The 18861-nt window shown below is 46.1% G+C and carries 18 protein-coding genes; 8 read left to right on the top strand and 10 right to left on the bottom strand.

The features are described from left to right. Nucleotides 1-163: 163 nt before the first annotated feature. The 3 genes from ACO0KW_RS16660 to ACO0KW_RS16650 all read left to right on the top strand — a co-directional run bounded on the left by ACO0KW_RS16660 (nucleotide 164) and on the right by ACO0KW_RS16650 (nucleotide 2568). Nucleotides 164-910: a peptidylprolyl isomerase gene (locus ACO0KW_RS16660; protein WP_423054451.1), complete on the top strand. Its 747-nt coding sequence runs from the start codon at nucleotides 164-166 to the stop codon at nucleotides 908-910. A 117-nt stretch (nucleotides 911-1027) separates the two neighbouring features. Continuing rightward, entirely contained in the window at nucleotides 1028-1537 is a 510-nt protein-coding gene (locus ACO0KW_RS16655; RefSeq protein WP_423054449.1) for a DUF1993 domain-containing protein, read from the top strand. Nucleotides 1538-1749: 212 nt separating this feature from the next. Further along, nucleotides 1750-2568: a DUF2726 domain-containing protein gene (locus ACO0KW_RS16650; RefSeq protein WP_423054447.1), complete on the top strand. Its 819-nt coding sequence runs from the start codon at nucleotides 1750-1752 to the stop codon at nucleotides 2566-2568. Nucleotides 2569-2605: 37 nt separating this feature from the next. On the opposite strand, the gene ribA is transcribed toward ACO0KW_RS16650, so the two are convergent. Continuing rightward, nucleotides 2606-3238 carry a GTP cyclohydrolase II gene (gene ribA / locus ACO0KW_RS16645; protein ID WP_423054446.1) on the bottom strand — a complete coding sequence of 211 codons (633 nt, stop codon included), beginning with the start codon at nucleotides 3236-3238 and terminating at the stop codon, nucleotides 2606-2608. A gap of 317 nt (nucleotides 3239-3555) precedes the next feature. Then, nucleotides 3556-4338: an SDR family NAD(P)-dependent oxidoreductase gene (locus tag ACO0KW_RS16640; protein WP_423054445.1), complete on the bottom strand. Its 783-nt coding sequence runs from the start codon at nucleotides 4336-4338 to the stop codon at nucleotides 3556-3558. 206 nt (nucleotides 4339-4544) lie between these two features. Between ACO0KW_RS16640 and ACO0KW_RS16635 the strand changes: the two genes are divergently transcribed. Together ACO0KW_RS16635 and ACO0KW_RS16630 are read left to right on the top strand one after the other, a co-directional pair. Beyond that, nucleotides 4545-5456 carry a LysR family transcriptional regulator gene (locus ACO0KW_RS16635; protein ID WP_423054444.1) on the top strand — a complete coding sequence of 304 codons (912 nt, stop codon included), beginning with the start codon at nucleotides 4545-4547 and terminating at the stop codon, nucleotides 5454-5456. Nucleotides 5457-5720: 264 nt separating this feature from the next. Next, nucleotides 5721-7037 carry a beta-propeller fold lactonase family protein gene (locus ACO0KW_RS16630; protein ID WP_423054443.1) on the top strand — a complete coding sequence of 439 codons (1317 nt, stop codon included), beginning with the start codon at nucleotides 5721-5723 and terminating at the stop codon, nucleotides 7035-7037. A 57-nt stretch (nucleotides 7038-7094) separates the two neighbouring features. On the opposite strand, the gene ACO0KW_RS16625 is transcribed toward ACO0KW_RS16630, so the two are convergent. Further along, nucleotides 7095-7658, bottom strand: a complete 564-nt coding sequence (locus ACO0KW_RS16625) for a peptide deformylase (RefSeq protein WP_423054442.1) — start codon at nucleotides 7656-7658, stop codon at nucleotides 7095-7097. Nucleotides 7659-7886: 228 nt separating this feature from the next. Here ACO0KW_RS16625 and ACO0KW_RS16620 point away from each other — a divergent pair, with 228 nt between their 5' ends. The 3 genes from ACO0KW_RS16620 (at nucleotide 7887) to ACO0KW_RS16610 (ending at nucleotide 12198) form a co-directional block, all read left to right on the top strand. Further along, nucleotides 7887-8150: a DUF2164 domain-containing protein gene (locus ACO0KW_RS16620; RefSeq protein WP_423054440.1), complete on the top strand. Its 264-nt coding sequence runs from the start codon at nucleotides 7887-7889 to the stop codon at nucleotides 8148-8150. A gap of 178 nt (nucleotides 8151-8328) precedes the next feature. Then, entirely contained in the window at nucleotides 8329-10587 is a 2259-nt protein-coding gene (locus ACO0KW_RS16615) for a sensor domain-containing phosphodiesterase (RefSeq protein ID WP_423054438.1), read from the top strand. A 150-nt stretch (nucleotides 10588-10737) separates the two neighbouring features. Beyond that, nucleotides 10738-12198 (top strand): pyridoxal phosphate-dependent decarboxylase family protein, encoded by a 1461-nt coding sequence (locus ACO0KW_RS16610; RefSeq protein WP_423054437.1) that lies wholly within the window; start codon nucleotides 10738-10740, stop codon nucleotides 12196-12198. On the opposite strand, the gene ACO0KW_RS16605 is transcribed toward ACO0KW_RS16610, so the two are convergent. From ACO0KW_RS16605 to ACO0KW_RS16575, 7 genes are all read right to left on the bottom strand, one after another. Then, nucleotides 12195-13802, bottom strand: a complete 1608-nt coding sequence (locus ACO0KW_RS16605) for a sensor histidine kinase (protein ID WP_423054436.1) — start codon at nucleotides 13800-13802, stop codon at nucleotides 12195-12197. The genes ACO0KW_RS16610 and ACO0KW_RS16605 overlap by 4 nt on opposite strands. 394 nt (nucleotides 13803-14196) lie before the next feature. Then, nucleotides 14197-14589, bottom strand: coding sequence for a RidA family protein (locus ACO0KW_RS16600; RefSeq protein WP_423054435.1), 393 nt, complete (start codon nucleotides 14587-14589; stop codon nucleotides 14197-14199). Nucleotides 14590-14628: 39 nt separating this feature from the next. Beyond that, nucleotides 14629-15048, bottom strand: a complete 420-nt coding sequence (locus ACO0KW_RS16595; protein WP_423054434.1) for an acyl-CoA thioesterase — start codon at nucleotides 15046-15048, stop codon at nucleotides 14629-14631. Then, nucleotides 15045-16232: an acyl-CoA dehydrogenase family protein gene (locus ACO0KW_RS16590; RefSeq protein ID WP_423054433.1), complete on the bottom strand. Its 1188-nt coding sequence runs from the start codon at nucleotides 16230-16232 to the stop codon at nucleotides 15045-15047. Before ACO0KW_RS16590 ends, ACO0KW_RS16595 begins: the two co-directional genes overlap by 4 nt. A 460-nt stretch (nucleotides 16233-16692) precedes the next feature. Continuing rightward, the gene (locus ACO0KW_RS16585; RefSeq protein WP_423054432.1) at nucleotides 16693-17547 is read right to left on the bottom strand and encodes an enoyl-CoA hydratase family protein; all 855 of its coding nucleotides are present in this window, start codon (nucleotides 17545-17547) and stop codon (nucleotides 16693-16695) included. A gap of 7 nt (nucleotides 17548-17554) precedes the next feature. After that, entirely contained in the window at nucleotides 17555-18076 is a 522-nt protein-coding gene (locus ACO0KW_RS16580) for a MarR family winged helix-turn-helix transcriptional regulator (protein WP_423054431.1), read from the bottom strand. Then, entirely contained in the window at nucleotides 18076-18861 is a 786-nt protein-coding gene (locus ACO0KW_RS16575) for an SDR family NAD(P)-dependent oxidoreductase (protein ID WP_423054430.1), read from the bottom strand. Before ACO0KW_RS16575 ends, ACO0KW_RS16580 begins: the two co-directional genes overlap by 1 nt.

The raw sequence follows: 18861 nt of genomic DNA, 5'->3' as shown, positions 1-18861 counted from the left end.
AATGGGCTTGAAATTGCCCATTTTGCCCATAATTACGCTGAGATTTAAAATTTCAGCACCTCACTGTATTCACCACGCGGGCTTAATTAGCGTCAAAATGAAACGGTGAGTCAAATTTAATCGCAACTTATTTTTAATTTTTAATTCATCTGTTAGGAACATCATGACTATTCGCGTCAACGGCACCGAAATCAACGAAGCAACCATCAATGCTGAAATGGACCGTGCCCGCGCTGCTGGCCATCCAGAAGGCGAACAATTACGCGATAGCGCGATTCAAGAACTGATTTTGCGCAATTTGATGTTGGCAGAAGCGGCCAAACTCGACATCAATGTCGGTAACGAAGAAGAAATCATCGGCACTTTATTGCAACAAGAAGTTGAGTTCGCCGAAGTCGACGAGGCGACCTGCCAAGCTTTTTACAACGACAATAGCGCCAGCTTCAAACAAGGTGAAATGGCAGCAGCAAGCCACATTTTGTTCACGCCAGGCGAAGGCTTGGCAGCGAGTTTAGTGAAAGCAAAAGCAGAAGGCATTCTGGCAGATCTGCAACAAAATCCTGCTGCGTTCGCGGCACTGGCCCGCGAACACTCTGCTTGCCCATCCGGCAAAGAAGGCGGCGCATTAGGTGAGTTTGGCCGTGGTCAAATGGTGCCTGAATTCGAACAAGCCGTGTTCAGTACAGAACCTGGCAAGATCACACCTGAATTAATTGAAACGCAATTTGGTTATCACATCATTCAAGTCACCGCACGTAATGGCGGCGATCTGGTCAGCTTTGACGAAGTCAAAGAACGCTTGCAGGCTTATCTGACCGACATGGAAGGCCGCAAAGCAACCCACGCCTACCTCGCCAACTTGGTCAGTGCTGCGAACATCGAAGGCTATCAACTGCCAGCATTTGCTTAATGTAAATTCAGCGAATCTTCCATCCATAGGATGATTTGATTTTCAAAAAACGCATCTTGCTTACTTACTGTATGCTTGGTGCGTTTTTCATATTTGGCTCAATTTCTAAAGGTAATTATGTCCACAACAATGTATTCCACTTCCGCGCCTGTATTTCAACAAATGCTCGGTAGCCTGCAAGTCATCTTGCAAAAAGCACAGGCCCATGCAGCAGAAAAGAAAATTGAAGATCAAGTTTTTCTGCAAGCGCGTTTATCACCAGACATGTTCAACCTGATTCGCCAAGTTCAAATCGCGGCAGATTTCGCGAAAGGTATTTCAGCTCGCTTAGCCGGGGTTGACGTACCGGATTATCAAGATACAGAAAACAGTTTTGAAGAATTACAAACACGCTTGAGCAAAACCTTAGATTTCATCGCTAGCTTGAATGCCGCACAATTTGAAGGTAGTGAAAATCGTGAAATCGTTTTGCGCCCAGGTACCCCGAAAGAGAGAAAAATGACTGGTACAAGCTATTTACTCAGTTATGGCTTGCCACAATTCTTCTTCCATGTAACGACTACTTACGCCATTTTGCGCCATCACGGTGTGGAATTAGGCAAACGTGACTACATGGGCAACTACTAAGTTATGACTATCCGTGGATGGCATCCACCACGGATAATCTGCTCGCCAAAAATGCGGCGGACAGATTTTTCAGAAGTATTCAATAGACTCCCCATCACCGTTCGTCAGATCATCAATACCATTGAACGCAGATCCGCAACAATTGACTTGCTTTATTGTGAATTAAACGTATATTTAAATCATTGAAATTCGCATAATGTACAGGTGGTCAGATGTTTTCACAATTTCTCGACAAAGGCGATAAATCTATCCCCGAATGTGAACCGCGCAAATTCTTTGACGCCGAAGAAGAGCTGTTCTTCAAACGCATACAAAAAGCGCTGCCGAATTGTCTGATTTTCCCGCACGTGCAATTAGCTTCCATCTTAGAAGCTCATGTCAGCAATGATAAGAAGCGTCAAGTCATGCGCCAAAAATTACGCGAACGTCACCTCGATTTTGGCATATTCAGTCAGGACTTAACTCTATTGTGCGTGGTAGAGCTAGAACGCGCCGAAGAAGCGCCGAAAGATGAAGAATACCCAACCCGCAAATTGTTGAAAAGTGCTGGCATCAAATGCATACGTTGGAGTCGGTCAGCATTACCAAATGCTGAACAAATTCTGCGGACCTTGGCGCCCTACTCAGAATTAGATGCACCGAAAGCAGAAACCAGTATGCAAACGATAGGGAAATTCTTTTCAGAAGAAGACTTAAACGATCCCGCCACTTTGCATGAAAAAGCCTTCACCTATGTTGAACATGGCAATCCGAATGCCTTGTCGCTCGCAGCGCTCGGTCGGATTACGCCAGAAAGTTTTCTTAAGAAAGAATATCCGCACATTTGGAAAAAAATCTGTTTGTTCGCAGGCGATCCAGGCTATTTGAAAAACTATTTGGAATCGTTATTTGTACAAAACCGCCCGATCAAGCGTCGCGGCTTGCCTAAGCATGTGGCGACTGAAGTAATGGCAATCCAGAATGAAAATGCCAGGTTCATCATCTCGAAAGAGCCAGACCCCATTTGGGATCCCAGCTTCTTACATCGCTAACTTACCGCAAACCCGCGGCCCAATAGCAGCAAAAAACTTATAGATCTGGCGAAAGCATGTGACCTAACTTAGTCGCCTTGGTCGCCAGATAACGTTCATTATACGGATTACGCGCAATGATCAGTGGTATCTGCTCATCAACATGAACCTGCATGTTTTGCAAAGCCGCGATTTTGCGTGGATTATTCGTCATCAACTTCACACTACTTATTCCCAAATGCTTAAGCATAGGGTCACATAAACTATAGCTACGCAAGTCCGCGGCAAATCCTAAGCGTTGATTCGCCTCTACTGTGTCCGCGCCTTCATCTTGCAAATGATAGGCCTGCACCTTGGCTAACAGCCCAATACCACGACCTTCCTGACGCAAGTACAAGATGACGCCTCGCCCTTCCGCAGCGATTTTTTGCATAGCTAGTTCTAATTGCGGACCGCAATCACAACGCTTGCTAAACAAAGCATCCCCAGTCAGACATTCCGAATGAATACGCGCTAGCACCGGCTCACCACTTGCAACATCACCCAAGCTCAAAGCGATGTGCTCCTTACCCGTGCTGGGTTCGATAAAAGCGTGCATAGTAAAGTTGGCCCAGGTCGTAGGCAATGCACACGAATCAACAAATTCCAATGCCTGTTCCGATGAATTTACAGGCAATTCCATACTCGACATAATTTTCTCACGGTCTGTCTTTGACAATGGCAAAGACTACAAACTTGCGGGCGCAAACATAACAGTGCAAAAAACACGAATTATAAAAATAATAATTTAATTGTAATTACGTACTAATTATCTATTAATTGTATAAGGCCCCAAAGCCAAGAGTATAAACGAGTCGAGGCAAGTCGGTCGAAACTGGGTTTGAGCTGGGTCACTAAATATTGCTTCATCTCACTGATATTGGAAGATGTAACCAATCAATGCATAACAATAAATGCAGACATTGTCGTGATAGCGCGAAAAAAGAGTTCTACTCGAGCGCGGGTTTCTTACAAAAACATCCCGCCTGACGCTTCGATCCTCTGACCGTTAATCCAGCCCGTATCGCCCGCCAACAGTGCTGCAGCGACTCCACCGATATCGTCAGGTAAGCCAGCGCGTCCGAGAGCGGTTTGTTCAGCAACAAATTGATTCAGCACAGCATTATCGCGCACCGCGCCATGCCCGAAATCAGTTTCGATTGCCCCTGGTGCCAAGACATTTACACTGATACCACGCGAGCCAAGCTCTTTCGCCTGATATCGACTCAGCACTTCGACGGCACCTTTCATCGCTGCGTAAGCGCTGTAACCGGGTAAAGCGAAGCGCGTCAACCCTGAAGAAACATTCAAAATCCGACCGCCATCTTTCAGCAACGGTAACAGCCTTTGCGTCAGAAAGAAGACCCCTTTGAAATGTACGTTCATCAGTTGATCGAATTGGGCCTCGCTGGTATCAGCAAAGTGGGCGTGACTCCCTATGCCAGCATTATTCAATAAGTAGTCAAACTGTTGTTGCCCCCAATTGTCTTGCAAGACTTGGCTTAAGGACTGGCTAAAACCTAAAAAACTCGCTGCATTACCAACATCCAACTGTATAGCGACGGCCGTTCTACCCAATTGTCGCAAGTCTGCTACCACAGCAGCAGCTTCGTCTTGTTTGCTGTGGTAGGTCAAGACAATATCGACATCTTTCCGCGCCAAATGTTGGGCGGTGTTTTTACCCAGACCACGACTACCGCCTGTGATTAAAGCGATTTTTTGTTTACCTGCATTGACATTGTTAGTCTTCATGTTGATTCCTCACTTTGATTGATCGGCCGCCGCGTTCAAAACTCTTACGTTTCTTTTGTCTTTTGAGGTTCTCTTGCAGCGATAGAGCTAGTCTACCTATCCAGCAAATCACCATAAAGGTGACATTTATGTTTAAACTGTTCAGAAATATCGAATAATTAAATACCTGTCACGGTACCATTCCCTTTTCGCAAATAGGAATCTATATGAATCAACTTGAGGCTATGCATATCTATTTGCGTGTCGCAGAACTTAGCAGCTTCACCCAGGCGGCCGATAGTTTGGGATTGCCGAAAGCAAATGTCTCTGAATCCGTGAAGCAGCTAGAAAATTTTCTTGGCACCCGGCTTTTGCAACGCACGACGCGTAGCGTACAAATGACACAAGACGGAATATTATTTTATGAACGTAGCAAAGATTTACTCAGTGATATGGCAGAGTTGCATGGTCTCTTTCTGGATGAGAAAAATAACTTGCATGGACGCTTACGTGTGGACCTTCCTGTTGGTGTCGCCAAGAATATTGTGATCGCCGCCCTGCCGGAATTTTTGCAACAACATCCAGAGATAGAATTAGAACTAAGTTGCACTGACAGACGCGTTGATGTCATACGTGAAGGTTTCGATTGCGTCATGCGAATTGGCGCTCTCCAAGATAGCAATCTCATTGCACGCCCTTTGGGCTTTTTGCGCCAGATAAATTTGGCCAGTCCAAGCTATCTCAAGCTATGGGGCGTGCCGATGAATCTTGATGACTTACGACAGCATTTTCTGGTGCACTATGCTAGTAATTTTGGAGCTAAATCGCAGGGTTTTGAATATCAGGTCAATGGCAAATCACAATTTTTGGAAATGAAGGGCAAGCTTACTGTCAATAATAGCGATGCCTATCAAGCCGCCTGCCTAGCAGGGTTCGGCATTATTCAGGCACCACAAATCGGTGCAAAGAGCTTACTGGAACAAGGCAAATTGGTAGAAATTCTGCCCGACTGTCGCGCTCACAGTATGCCTGTCTCTTTGCTGTATCCCGATAGGCGTCACTTAGCAAAACGCACACGAAAATTAATGGAATGGATGGCGCAAACGCTGGCCCCACATTTGCAAAGTTCGTCAGAGTAGTAGGTACTTTCGACAAAATATTGCCAGCGGCATTGGCCAGCTTAAAACGTGACAAATCAAGTCGACGTTGGCCCGCATCAAAATGTAGAGGTGCTGGTCGAGCGTACAGGCTTACGTCCACACATTGTCGTTAATATTTATTTATGGTTTAATCGCAACCATTTTTAGCCTCGGAGAAATTCAAAGTTGAATTCACTGAGCTTTGCTTGGGGCTCATTCGCCGCAGGTTTTCCAACCAATTTCAATATCTTCTAAAGGCGCTCCATGCACTCAATCAAATTCCGATTCGCCACCGCTTTTTTGTTCGGATTCTCTGCGCTTGTTGCAGGCTGCGGTTGGAGTGGCTTTGCTACCCGTTACGAGGTCAACGTGACAGTGAGTGGCCTGAACGGTTCCGGTTTGATCTTGCAAAATAATGGCGGTGATAATTTGGCAATCAACTCTAACGGGGTTACCCGATTTGCACCCTATTACGAGAACGGTTCCAAATATGCAGTAACCGTGTTGACAGCACCTAATACGCCAGCTCAAATTTGCACCTTGAGCAATGCCAGTGGAACAATTGCTACCGCCAACGTGATCAATATTACTTTAACGTGCAGTAATTCGGCACGTTTTGCTTACGTCGCTAATAATGGTGAAAATTCAATCTCAGCCTACAGCATAAATAATGTAACTGGCGGTTTAACTAGCATCGCCGCTCCAGTGACCACGGGTGCTGCACCAAGTGCGCTGGTGATCGATCCAAGCTCGAAGTATCTGTATGTCGTGAACTCGGCAAATCAAAGTGTCTCAACTTTTGCCATTAACGCGACTACCGGCATCTTGAGTAGCGTAGGTAATAGTGTCGCAACTGGAGCGGCACCGACCGCGGCGACAATTGATCCGAGTGGCAAATTTATGTATGTTGCGAATCAATCTGATAGCAGTGTATCGGGCTTTAGTATCGATCGTAGTACTGGTGCATTAAAAAGCTTAGGCGCAGCAATTGCAGCAGGTGCGGGAGCCAGCTCGGTAGAGGTAGAGCCAAGTGGGAAATTTGCCTACGTGGTGAACAGATCTGCCAATACAGTATCCATTTTCACTATTAATTCTAGTACTGGCACATTAACCGCGACAGGTACGACCACTCAAACTGGCACGTTCCCCAGCGCGATCACGATCGCTCCCAATGGGAAATATGCTTATGTCACAAATAGGTCTGGCAATTCCATTTACGCCTACAGCATTGACTCCAGCACCGGCGCCTTAAACAACATCGGTGCCGTCGCAGCAGGTAATCTGCCAAGCACGATCACCGTTGAGCAAAACGGAAAATTCGCCTATATCACTAATGCAGCTGATAATAGTGTCATCACTTATGCCATCAACGGCAGCACTGGCGCCCTCAGCAACGCAAGTATCACCACCGTCAATGGAGCGCTCGGTATAAGCGCTACAAAAGAATTTGTGTATGTAACAAACGGTATAGAAAATACTGTTTTGGCATACGCGATCAACGCTGGCACAGGTGCTTTAAGCGTTGTCGGCACTCCCGTTGCGAGCGGCAAAAATCCGGTTACGATCATAACGACCAAGTAGATCACTTGACGTTTGCCATCATGCACGTTTGGATTGATCTAAGCCGATAATTCTTTGTTACCCGAGTATCGGCACAATCACGTAATCAACTTGCTGACTGAATTTTTCCGGATTTGCATTGAAATCGCTACGCTGAATAATGCTGCCGTTATCGAGTGCCAAATCGGTCGCCAGCACACCATCAAGATGATCGATTTCATGTTGTAGCAATTCGGCGACGGATTGCTTTATCTGCTCCCACCTTTGCAGATTGCCCTGCTCATCGAGAAATTGTACTGAGATCGAAACATTCCGACGCACCTTCACCAGCAAATCGGGAAAGCACATACAGTCATCCCACATAGTAAAGGTCTGCTCGCTGCGCCAGGTGATGACAGGGTTGATCATGCTAAATGTTCCCGCACCTAAATTTAATGCAATGAATCGTTGCGCAATACCTAACTGCGGCGCAGCTATTCCGCGACCAAATCCATACTGCGCACGAAAGACATTCAATGTCCCTTGCAAGCGCTGATTGTCTTGCAGAAATTGTGGGTCATCAAGATTATGAACTTCTTCACAAGTTTGTCGTAGGCGTTGATCGCCTATAGATAAAACGGTAGAAAGTACTTGTGTATTCATGCGAAATTGGCTGATAAAAAAGGGGGCCCAAAGGTTCTGCAATATCGCATGACAAACGAAAAAAATCAGTAAAAATTTGAGACTCCGATCAGAACGCTGTACATAAGACACATTTAACTTACCGTAATTTCCTAGAACACTGGCTCAAGATATGCCGTCAAGCACCACTCAAAAAATGCCGCTACATACGTTACACTTACAAGTGTTCTTTTAACTACCTCAACGACCATGGCAATTCAACTTAAGTCCGATATCCGCAAACAAGCAATCACCTCATTACAACGTTATTTCGATCTCAATATGGAAGAAAAATTAGGTAATTTGCAGGCTGAATCATTGTTAGATTACTTACTAGAAGAGATTGGACCCAGCATTTACAACCAAGCTGTCAATGATGCACAAAACCACCTGCAAACCCGAGTGCAAGAGCTTGATATTGATGTACATGCGGAAGAATTTGCTTATTGGAACAAGCAAAAAAAGCGATCCTAAATTTTGCAAATGATGACAAGAGACTTATTAAATCAATTACGGATGCTTTGATTAAAAACACATTTATCTGGAAACTATCGAAAATAGTCGACGCAGTTCTTGACGCCCCAAGCTTGGTGAGGAATACTCATGGAGTGCCTTTTTCCTACAACGTCCCTATCAGTCAAGTGATTGCATCATGTCAGGCACTCCCAAAGAATTTGATTCTGATCAGCTCAATAAAGCATTGCTGCAACTCTGCAAGCGGCTAGAACGTGCTTGGAAAGTTGAAGATATTCTGGACGCCTACGCACCCGTTGCGATAGAAATTCTCAATTATCCACATGTGTGGCTGGCATTATTCAAAATCGATATTGGTGTCACCTCAATTATTACGCATCTAAGCGGAGGCGTTGAATCAGATACGTCTCGTCTGTTGCGTTCAATTGATATTCCTATCAAAGGCGATGCCATGATTGAGGAAATATTAGAGACTGATCACATCGTTGTCGTTGAAGATGCGCGCACTGACCCACGTACGAATAAAGAAATGGTTACGCTGCTGCACAATCGTACGATTATCAACGTCCCTTTAGTGCTTGCAGAACAAAAATTAGGCACTCTAGGAATGGGAACTTATGGCGACGAAGAAGGTGTTCGTCCACCAAAGCCCTGGCAGTTAGAATTTTTGCAGACCATGGCAGGACATGTCGCCGTTGCCTTGGATCGGGTCAAATTTATGCGCGCCCGGCAGGAAGCTGAGGATGCGCTTCAGACCTCGGTTGAGTTTGCGAACAGCATGATTCAATCAATGCAGGACGGATTTTCCGTGTTAAGTCCGAACGGTATACAAATTGAGGTTAATCCAGCATTTTGTAAGATGACTGGGTTTAGCCGGGAAGAACTCTTAGGCTGCCAACCTCCATTCTTGTATTGGCCAGAGGAGGAATTACCGGCGATACAAAACGCGTTTGATGGATTAGCGCTAGGTGACTTTAAAGAACTAGAACTCATTTTCAAGCGTAAAAACGGAGAACGGTTTCCAGTGACGATTAACCCGTCCGCCATCCGCAACAAAGACGGGCAGATTATCAATTTTATCGCGACTGTCAAAGATATTTCAGAGCGTAAAGCAGCGGAAAATGTGATTAAGTTCCAAGCCACACATGATGAATTGACGGGCCTAGGAAATCGCCGAGCATTCGAGCAAATTTTGACGAATTTATTTGCACAAACTCGTCAAAAAAAACAGCAACACGTCTTATGCTATCTCGATTTAGATGAATTTAAGGTCATCAATGATACTTGCGGCCATGCTGCCGGAGATGAATTATTACGTCAGGTCGCACTTAAATTTAGTAGTGTTTTGAGAGCAGAGGATCACCTCTGTCGTATCGGCGGTGATGAGTTCGGTATGATCTTGCATCATCAAGATGTTAATCAGGCATTACAGATAGCCGAACGATTACAACAACAGTTGACGAGTTTTCGATTTCAATGGCAAGACCGTTCTTTCGCTGTTGGCGTCAGCATAGGCATGGTCGTATTGAATGAGCAAAGCGAAAGTGTAGGCACCTTATTACAGTCGGCCGACAGTGCATGCTATGTCGCCAAAGATGCTGGGCGAGGCAGAATTCATGTCTATGCGAGTGACGATCCGGCGCTGGCTCAACGTTATGGTGTCATGGAATGGGTCAGTCGTATCGAAAACGCGCTAGCTGAAGATCTGTTTGTCTTATATGGTCAAAAAATCCTAAGCATCAATGGTGCATATTCAGGTCGTCTGCATTGTGAATTTTTGTTGCGCATGCAAGATGGAAAAGGTGGCATCATCCCACCTGGCGCATTTATGCCTGCAGTCGAACGCTATCATTTAGCGGCGCGGGTGGATCGTTGGGTAGTACAGCATGCTTTAGCATGGATGCGCCTCAATCAAGATCAAATAGAACTGTGCTCAATCAATCTATCGGGGCAAAGTTTAAGCGATAAAAATTTTCTCAATTTTGTGAATGCGGAGATCAGCAACTCTGGACTCAATTGCGAAAAAATTTGTTTCGAAATTACCGAAACTGCAGCAATCGCGAATATCGAACTGGCTCAAGACTTCATGCAAGAATTAAGCGCGCGGGGTTGCCGCTTTTCTCTCGACGATTTTGGTAGCGGCCTATCCTCTTTTGCGTACTTGCGGAATCTCGACGTTGATACCCTGAAGATCGATGGTCAGTTTGTCCGCGATATCGCAAATAGCCCAATTAGTTTGGCGATGGTGAAATCAATTCACGAAATTGCTGGGCTGATGGGAAAGAAAACTGTCGCCGAATTTGTTGAGAATCAGGCCATTTTAGACTTGCTCAAGGGCTTAGGTGTGCATTATGCCCAAGGCTACGCGGTGGCTTATCCGGTACCGGTTGATCAACTATTATCGCCAAAACCCGTCTCCATCCAAAGTTTCGTTTAGATCGAGGTCGCTCACAGCCGACCGCCGCTGTCACGATGACTGGCCTTTGAGAGGATGGCAAATTGAAATAATGCCTTAATCGATGAGGAAGCTGTCAGACAAGTTGGCGTGATTTCGCGCATTTACTTCGTGTCACAAATTAGGACTCTTATGAACAATAGCCTCGACTACAGCCAACAAGACTTACGTGCCATTTTGCAGAAAACCACCGAGCTGGTGCTAGACCAATATGCAAAAATCGATCAACAGGATGGCTTTCATAATGTGCCGCAAGCAGAAGTTGCCTCTTGGTTTGATGAACCGCTACCGTTAAATGGCAGCGATGCACTTAGCTTATTAGATCTGGTCAAACGTCGGGTCTTAGATACCGCAACTGGCAATCTTGGCCCGAATATGTATGCCTATGTAATGGCAGGCGGAAACCAAATATCGACCATCGCCGATTTTCTTTGCTCGACCATTAATCAAAACGCGACCAAGTGGCATCTCGGTGCAGCAATGACAGAGATTGAAAAGCGCGTCGTAAAATGGACTGCCGAGATGGTGGGCTACACACCAGACGCTGGCGGCGTGATGGTTAGCGGGGGTTCGGCTGCGACTCTGACAGGCTTAACAGTGGCACGCAATATTTTCTGGCGCAAACACAACATCAATAAGAATGGACTGTTTGGCATGAAGCCATTCACCGTGTACTGCAGTACTGAAACGCATAGTAGTACCGACAAGAGCGTATCCTTACTCGGTATTGGCACCAATCAATTGCGCCGTATTGCGACGGACACTGACTTCAAAATCGATCTCGATAAACTTAAACTACAAATCGAACAAGATATCACCGACGGCTTTACGCCCTTCTGTATTGTTGGCAATGCTGGCACGGTGAATACGGGTGCCATTGATAATTTAACTGCGCTCTCACAAATCGCCAAGCACTATGGCATGTGGCTTCATGTCGATGGTGCTTATGGCGGTTTGGTGTCATCCTTACCCGAGTTAAAAACCAAATATGCGGGAATGGAGCTAGCCGATTCCATTGCACTCGATTTCCATAAGTGGTTGTATCAACCATTCGAAATTGGTTGCACGCTGGTGCGCAATTGGGAAGTGCTGCGTGAATCGTATTTTAAGCAGGCTGATTATCTGGACACTTCATTAGAAATCAAAACCGACCGTTTAGAATTCAATGAACATTATTTCCAATTGTCGCGCAACGCCAAGGCATTCAAAGTTTGGATGTCATTGAAGGCTTATGGCTTTACACAGATTCAAGCGATGATGCAAAAAGATCTGAATCTGACTCGGTATCTGGAAAAACAAGTACAAGCATCGCCAGATTTTGAATTGAAATCGCGCAGTGATTTGGCGATTGCCTGCTTCCGTTATATCGGTGCGGGATTGCGTCCGGAACAAATTATTCAAGTCAATCAAGACTTAATCCCCGCGTTAGAAGCGGATGGTCGCATTTTTATTACAGGCACCAAACTCAATGGAGAATTCGTCTTACGCGCCTGCATCATTAATCATCGAAAAAGTGAAGCCTCGATTGACTATCTGCTTAATGTTATACGTGATGTCGCGAATGGCTTAGTTTCACAAATCGAAAAAAACTAAAACGACATGTCTGCGGCAAGCAAGGGTAACAACAAAACAAATCGAGTACCAACACCCACCTCAGACTGCACACTTATTTGACCACGCAATAGGCCACTGACAATGTTATAACAAATATTCAGACCAAGCCCAGAGCCGCCTTGACCAAACTTCGTGGTGAAGAATGGATCAAAAATTTTATCGAGATTCTGCGCTTGAATGCCAGCGCCATTATCGCTGAATTGAATTTGCACAAACCGTTTGTCATTGGGGTCAATTCGTGCGGTCAATACCAACTCTCCATTCTCGCGCCCATCGAATCCATGCAACACCGCGTTATTGAACAGATTCGAAATGACCTGAATCAATGGACCTGGATAACTATCCATGACAATATCTGCAGGGATATCTAAGTGATAAAGAATTTTCCGTTTCTTAATTTGCGGCTGCAATGTTATTGCTAGCTCTTCCATGGTGCGTAACAAATTGAACTTGCGCCGGTTTTCACTCGCTTGGTCAACTGCAACCGTCTTGAAGCTGGTAATTAATTCGGACGCGCGTCTGAGATTTTTTGTCAACAAATCGGCAGCTTCACTCATATCCGCAGAAAAACGATTCAAGGTTGATTTTTTAATGCTCAAATCCGTATGCGCTTGCTCAAATTCTTCGACCTTTTCACTCACTGTCGTCGAGACAGTATAAGCGTTACCAATTGGTGTATTTAATTCATGGGCGATACCAGCTACTAAAGAACCGAGGCTGGCAAGTTTTTCTTTGCTGATCAATTGACGTTGCGCTTCTTTAAGCTGCATCAAATTATTTTCTAATTGTTGTTTTGAATTTTCCAGCTCTAGCGTACGGCTATGCACGCGAGATTCCAAAGATTGATTGAGTTCGGTTATCTCATTAATTTTTGCCTGCACCGCATCGACCATGCGATTAAAGTGTGTTGACATCAACGCCAATTCATTGCTACCAGAAACTGCAATACGCATTTGAAGATTACCAGCGACGATTTCGCGGCTTGCCAAAATCATTTGTTGCAGTCTTTTGGTAATTTGGTGTCCTAGAAATACAATGGCAAAAAAAGTGAGCGCCACGACAACCAGTGTACGTGCTAAAGAATTCATACGTTCACTGTTGGTGGCAGCGATAATATTTTCGGTTGATAAGCCATACTGTAAAAACCCCACATCATTGCCGGGTAGCAGTAAGCGATTTCGAACATGGATAATTCCAGTACGTGCTGCTTTTTCATAGCTACTGGCTATATCGGGTGCAGGCACCACCGCATTGAGTGATAAAGTCGAAATCAGGGGCTTGTTTTGAGAGTTGGCAACCAACACATAAGTCAAACCATTCTTCGCTTCTTTATTGAGAATCTCATCTAAAAAAGTTTGTACAGTCTGCAAGTCATTATTGCTGGCGTAAGTAGATACCGTCAGGTTGAGTAATTGAGACGTTTGCCCCACACTAATTTTGACGTTTTCCAACAATGCAGCATTTAAGGTGCGATTGCCGGTATAGAGCACATTGGCGACCAGAAGACCAGAAGCGATGAAAGCAATGGCAGTAAATTGACCAGTAATGGTGGAGAAAAACCGTAGCAATAGGGATCGCATCATCGTCAATTTATATGCGTGTATCAAAGTTCATGCGCTACTACTGTAAACACACCATGAAAACTTTCGGCAGAAACTAGTCATTCAACCAATAAAGCAGTCGATGCAATTATTACATGCAAAAAAAATCCACCACTGAGAACTTCCACGTTTGAATTTTTCACTCGATGCAAGCTGTCGATAAGAACCGAAACAGCATCTCCAAACAGCCCCATTCTAAGCTAAGAATAATCAAGGATTATGACAATAATAAGTTTCGAAGCAATTCTGCAGCGCTTTTGTTGCAAAAAACAGCAACTTTACTCTTCAGGCACGACATTTTCCTTGTGTGTAATCATACAAGCGTACAACTTCAAGCGATACAAGACAGCTAACACTACCTCAATAGAAACGCGAATTAATCTGGCACGATAGCAGTAACTTCAATTTCTACTCGCGCCCGATCTTCGATTAAGCCAGCAACCTGTACTGCCGCCATCGCCGGAAAATGTTTGCCGATAACATCGCGATATGCAGTACCAATGTCTTTATACGCTGCGACATATTCTTTTTTATCGATCACATACCAGGTCATACGCACGATGTGTTCAGGTTTGGCACCACCTTCTGCTAAGACCTCGACGATGTTTTTCAAAGCCTGACGCGTTTGCCCTGCAATATCATCACAATGAAATTGCTCTTGGCCATCCCACCCTATCATGCCACCAACACAAATCGTGCGTCCCTTCGCGGCGACGCCATTTGAATAACCGCGAGGTCTGACCCAGCCTGGTGGTTGTAAAAAATCCATAGTATTTCCTTTCAAAATTGATTCGCAGACTCAGCGGGATTACGCTGTCAAATATTTCCGCATTTGCTCACGCAGCGCCACTGGCAAAGCGATTGCTCTGCGTTCTTGCACATGCGCCATCACTAGGACTAGTTGGGCTTTTAATCGTAAATCTTGCTCCTGCCCAACCATCCGGATTTCGATTGTAGCTGACGCCCGACCTAGCTTGATTACACGCAATTCAGCGACCAATTCATCGCCCAACACACTGGTCTTCACAAAGTCAGTTTCTATATGCACGGTCGGCAAACCGATACCTTGCACGATATGCATTTCATGAAAGCTCATACCCAAGCCTTGTGCACACCAGTCTTCTACCACGCCATTCATCAGTTCAAAATAACGCGGATAAAACACGATGCCGGCGGGATCGCAATGGGCGAAACGGATACTAATCGGCGCGCTAAATACTAGGCTCATGAATTCGCTTCCTTATAGTCTTTCAACATTTCACGGGCGATGATCAGTTGCTGCACCTCAGTCGCCCCTTCGTAAATACGCAGTGCTCGGATTTCGCGATACAGTCTTTCTACCGGTACTTCACTCATCACACCCATGCCGCCAAACATCTGCACCGCCGCATCGATCACTTGTTGCGCACCTTCGGTCGCGACCATTTTAGCCATCGCTGCTTCTTTGGTGACACGCTCTCCTTGATCACGTTGCCAGGCCGCGCGATACACAAGTAAAGCCGCGCTATCAATCGTAATGGCCATCTGCGCCAACTTGGCTTGGGTTAGTTGAAAATCAGCGAGCGTCTGCCCAAACATTTTTCGACTGGTGGCACGTGCCATTGCTTCATCTAAAGCGCGGCGCGCAAAACCCAAAGCTGCCGCCGCCACCGAAGTACGGAATACATCGAGCGTCGCCATCGCCACTTTGAAGCCTTGGCCCGCTTCACCAATACGCTGGCTGACGGGGATACGGCATTGATTGAATTTCAAACGAGCCAAAGGATGGGGAGCGATCACATCAATACGTTCAGCAATTTCGAATCCATCAATATCAGCGTCAACAATGAAAGCGGATATTCCACGTGCGCCTGCCGCCTCACCCGTTCTTGCAAACATCACGTAAAAATCAGCGATGCCGCCATTCGAGATCCAGGTTTTTTCACCTTCGAGTACATAGTAATCGCCTTGCACATCGTGAACTAAAGTTGCTGCACATTGCATAGCGGCGACATCGGAACCAGCGTTGGGTTCCGACAATGCAAACGCCGAAATCAATTTACCTTGCCCGACTTTTTCTAAGTAAGTGGCTTTTTGTTGTTCGCTGCCAAACAAACTAATGGCGCCCGAACCCAAGCCTTGCATGGCAAAAGCGAAGTCGGCTAAGCCTGAATAACGCGCTAAAGTTTCACGCAAGAGGCAGATTGCGCGGGTGTCGATCACGTCTTGATTCGCACCGTAAGCTCTGCCACCAATTGCATGCTTCAGCCAACCTGCTTCACCCAATTGCTTCACTAGGTCACGGCATTCTTGATCAACGTCTTTGCCGTGCGTTTGGTGAATATTGTGGCTCGCCCAGCTATCCAATTGCGTTTGTAATTGGCGATGTTCTTCGTTGAAGAAGGGCCAGTTTAGGTGGGAAGTGTTTGACATGTGTTTCCTGTTATTTGTTCTATAGAGAAATGCTTACTCATCATTTCCTCATCAATTTCTAATCAATTCTAGTTCAAGACGCTAATCTCCCTTCTCCCGCAAGCGGGAGAAGGGTCGGGGATGAGGGTGTTTGAGTAAGTCAAATAAGTAAGTCGAAAAAATAAGTCGAAAAAAATCGAAACATCAAAACGACACCATCAATTCAATATTCGAGAATTTACACTCCACAGACGATTTACTAATCTAAACGTCCCTCACCCCAACCCCTCTCCCGCTTGCGGGAGAGGGGCTTAAATCATCCACCAACCTACGCAGAAAAATTCAATTTCAAGGTCGATCATGACCGTTACAAATTGTAGGGCGGGTGCAACCCGCGCCGCATATAGGTCGGTCTGCCGCGCTCTACGTTCTGACGGCGCGGGTTGCACCCGCCCTACATCTTAAAAGCATCAGCCTAAATTCAGTTACCTTCAAACTTCGGCTTTTCTTTATTCACAAACGCATGATAAGCCCGATGAAAATCATTCGTCATCATGCAAATCGCCTGCGCTTTGGCTTCCGCATCAATCGCCTGATCAACGCTCATATCCCATTCTTCGTGCAGCATTTTTTTTGTCATCGCATGGGCGAAAGTTGGGCCATTCGCGAGATTGCTAGCGTAGATTTGTGCTGCACTGATCACTTGATCCGGTTCAATCAATTGATTAAAAAATCCCCAACGCTCGCCTTCTTCGCCTGACATACTGCGTCCGCTATACAATAAGTCGGAAGTGCGACCTTGGCCTATGATGCGTGGCAAAATAGCGCATGCGCCCATATCGCAACCTGCTAGTCCAACACGGGCAAATAGAAACGCCGTTTTACTGCGACTCGTTCCTATGCGAATATCTGACGCCATCGCGATGATCGCTCCCGCGCCGGCGCAGATACCGTCAACGGCAGCGATGATCGGCTGTGGACAGGCGCGCATGGCTTTGACCAAATCACCCGTCATTTGCGTGAATCGCAGCAGACCTGGCATATCGAGTTGCGTTAATGGTCCAATGATTTCGTGCACATCGCCACCTGAACAAAAGTTCTCACCTGCCCCCGTGATCACGATCGCTTTGATATCGTCGGCGTAGCACATATTGCGAAACAAATCACGCAGTTCTGCGTAAGAGTCGAAGGTCAAAGGGTTCTTGCGCTCAGGTCGATTTAAAGTGATCGTCGCGACTTTGTCCTTGACCTGATAAGCAAAATGCGTGGCCTGATAATTGGTTAGCGTTTGATGATTGCCAGGTAGGTCGCTGGCGTTTCCATTGAGGTAGTTCATATTGTTCTCATTCTTTTTCGTTTTGCTTTTCACCCGAACTCAATTCTGACTTGACGCTCGACAACAAGCTAATCATTTGACTTTTTTGTTCTGCATCTACACCAGAAAATAATTCTGCCACCCAGGCTTCGTGCACGCTAGCCATAGCCTTAAATGCCTTGCGCCCTGCTGGGGTGAGTTTCACGCTGTATGCACGTCGATCTTGTTTATCGATCACACGCATGACCAAGCCTTCTTGTTCTAACTGGTCGGTAATACCCGTGATATTGCCACCGGTGACCATCATGCGCTTGGATAATTCGCCCATACGCAAACCATCGGGATGACGTTCTAGTTGCGCCATTAGATCAAAGCGCGGCAGAGTAATATCAAATTCTGCACGCAAGCGATTGCGAATTTCATTTTCTATCATGACCGTGGTCGACAGCATGCGCAGCCACAATTTCAAAGAGAGATGATGGTCTTTGGTTAAGCGGGTTTCCAGATCAATAGGATCCGTAGGGTAAGTAGTCGCGTCTCGCTCACTCATCACATCACCTCACCACCAGCAACCGCAATCGATTGGCCGTTTTGCGATGCACTCGCGGGCGAACAGAGCCATAACACGGCATCGGCAACTTCTTCAGGCTGAATCAGCCGTTTTTGCGGATTGCCTGCCGCGAGCTCTGCACGTGCTTGTTCTTCACTGCGACCAGTCTTTGCCATGATATTGGAGATTGCTTCGCGCACGATATCCGTTTCGGTATAACCGGGACACACTGCATTAACCGTCACCCCTTTTTGTGCGACTTCTAATGCCAATGACTTAGTTAAGCCAATCACGCCATGTTTCGCGGCTGCATAAGCAGCGACATAAGCATAGCCTTTGAGCCCTGCGGTACTCGCCACATTCACGATGCGTCCCCAGGACTGCGCTAGCATCGTCGGTAAAGCTTGTTGTGTGCAAAGGAAGGTGCCCGTGAGATTGACTGCCAGCATTTGCTGCCATTGCGCTTCCGTCGTCTTTAGAAATGGCGCGGAGCTTGCCTGTCCTGCGTTGTTAATCAAGATGTCGACCGTACCAAATTGTTCAACGGCTTGCGCAAATCCAGCGCTGACTGAAGCACTATCGCTGACATCCATCACAAGCGCTTGAATCAATCCAGCATCATTCAAATACTGCACTGCCTTTTGCAAGTTCGCTTCAGTGCGCCCTGTGATCGTCACCTTGACGCCTTGTGCTAGCAATGCCTGGGCGATGGCCAAGCCTATTCCTGTCGCGCCGCCAGTGACCAAAGCGTGTTTCCCAACTAGTGCGGGATGAAAGAAATTCAT

It is taken from the genome of Undibacterium sp. Ji22W (assembly GCF_049340305.1).
Classification (GTDB): Bacteria; Pseudomonadota; Gammaproteobacteria; order Burkholderiales; family Burkholderiaceae_D; genus Undibacterium.
Note: the sequence above shows the minus strand (reverse complement) of the source record. Positions and strands in the feature narration are given on the sequence as shown.

What these genes read in the sequence shown, in the direction of transcription:
- ACO0KW_RS16660 (WP_423054451.1), top strand. Translation starts at nt 164, where the DNA reads ATGACTATTCGCGTCAACGGCACCGAAATCAACGAAGCAACCATCAAT.
- ACO0KW_RS16655 (WP_423054449.1), top strand. Translation starts at nt 1,028, where the DNA reads ATGTCCACAACAATGTATTCCACTTCCGCGCCTGTATTTCAACAAATG.
- ACO0KW_RS16650 (WP_423054447.1), top strand. Translation starts at nt 1,750, where the DNA reads ATGTTTTCACAATTTCTCGACAAAGGCGATAAATCTATCCCCGAATGT.
- ribA (WP_423054446.1), bottom strand. Translation starts at nt 3,238, where the DNA reads ATGTCGAGTATGGAATTGCCTGTAAATTCATCGGAACAGGCATTGGAA.
- ACO0KW_RS16640 (WP_423054445.1), bottom strand. Translation starts at nt 4,338, where the DNA reads ATGAAGACTAACAATGTCAATGCAGGTAAACAAAAAATCGCTTTAATC.
- ACO0KW_RS16635 (WP_423054444.1), top strand. Translation starts at nt 4,545, where the DNA reads ATGAATCAACTTGAGGCTATGCATATCTATTTGCGTGTCGCAGAACTT.
- ACO0KW_RS16630 (WP_423054443.1), top strand. Translation starts at nt 5,721, where the DNA reads ATGCACTCAATCAAATTCCGATTCGCCACCGCTTTTTTGTTCGGATTC.
- ACO0KW_RS16625 (WP_423054442.1), bottom strand. Translation starts at nt 7,658, where the DNA reads ATGAATACACAAGTACTTTCTACCGTTTTATCTATAGGCGATCAACGC.
- ACO0KW_RS16620 (WP_423054440.1), top strand. Translation starts at nt 7,887, where the DNA reads ATGGCAATTCAACTTAAGTCCGATATCCGCAAACAAGCAATCACCTCA.
- ACO0KW_RS16615 (WP_423054438.1), top strand. Translation starts at nt 8,329, where the DNA reads ATGTCAGGCACTCCCAAAGAATTTGATTCTGATCAGCTCAATAAAGCA.
- ACO0KW_RS16610 (WP_423054437.1), top strand. Translation starts at nt 10,738, where the DNA reads ATGAACAATAGCCTCGACTACAGCCAACAAGACTTACGTGCCATTTTG.
- ACO0KW_RS16605 (WP_423054436.1), bottom strand. Translation starts at nt 13,802, where the DNA reads ATGATGCGATCCCTATTGCTACGGTTTTTCTCCACCATTACTGGTCAA.
- ACO0KW_RS16600 (WP_423054435.1), bottom strand. Translation starts at nt 14,589, where the DNA reads ATGGATTTTTTACAACCACCAGGCTGGGTCAGACCTCGCGGTTATTCA.
- ACO0KW_RS16595 (WP_423054434.1), bottom strand. Translation starts at nt 15,048, where the DNA reads ATGAGCCTAGTATTTAGCGCGCCGATTAGTATCCGTTTCGCCCATTGC.
- ACO0KW_RS16590 (WP_423054433.1), bottom strand. Translation starts at nt 16,232, where the DNA reads ATGTCAAACACTTCCCACCTAAACTGGCCCTTCTTCAACGAAGAACAT.
- ACO0KW_RS16585 (WP_423054432.1), bottom strand. Translation starts at nt 17,547, where the DNA reads ATGAACTACCTCAATGGAAACGCCAGCGACCTACCTGGCAATCATCAA.
- ACO0KW_RS16580 (WP_423054431.1), bottom strand. Translation starts at nt 18,076, where the DNA reads ATGAGTGAGCGAGACGCGACTACTTACCCTACGGATCCTATTGATCTG.
- ACO0KW_RS16575 (WP_423054430.1), bottom strand. Translation starts at nt 18,861, where the DNA reads ATGAATTTCTTTCATCCCGCACTAGTTGGGAAACACGCTTTGGTCACT.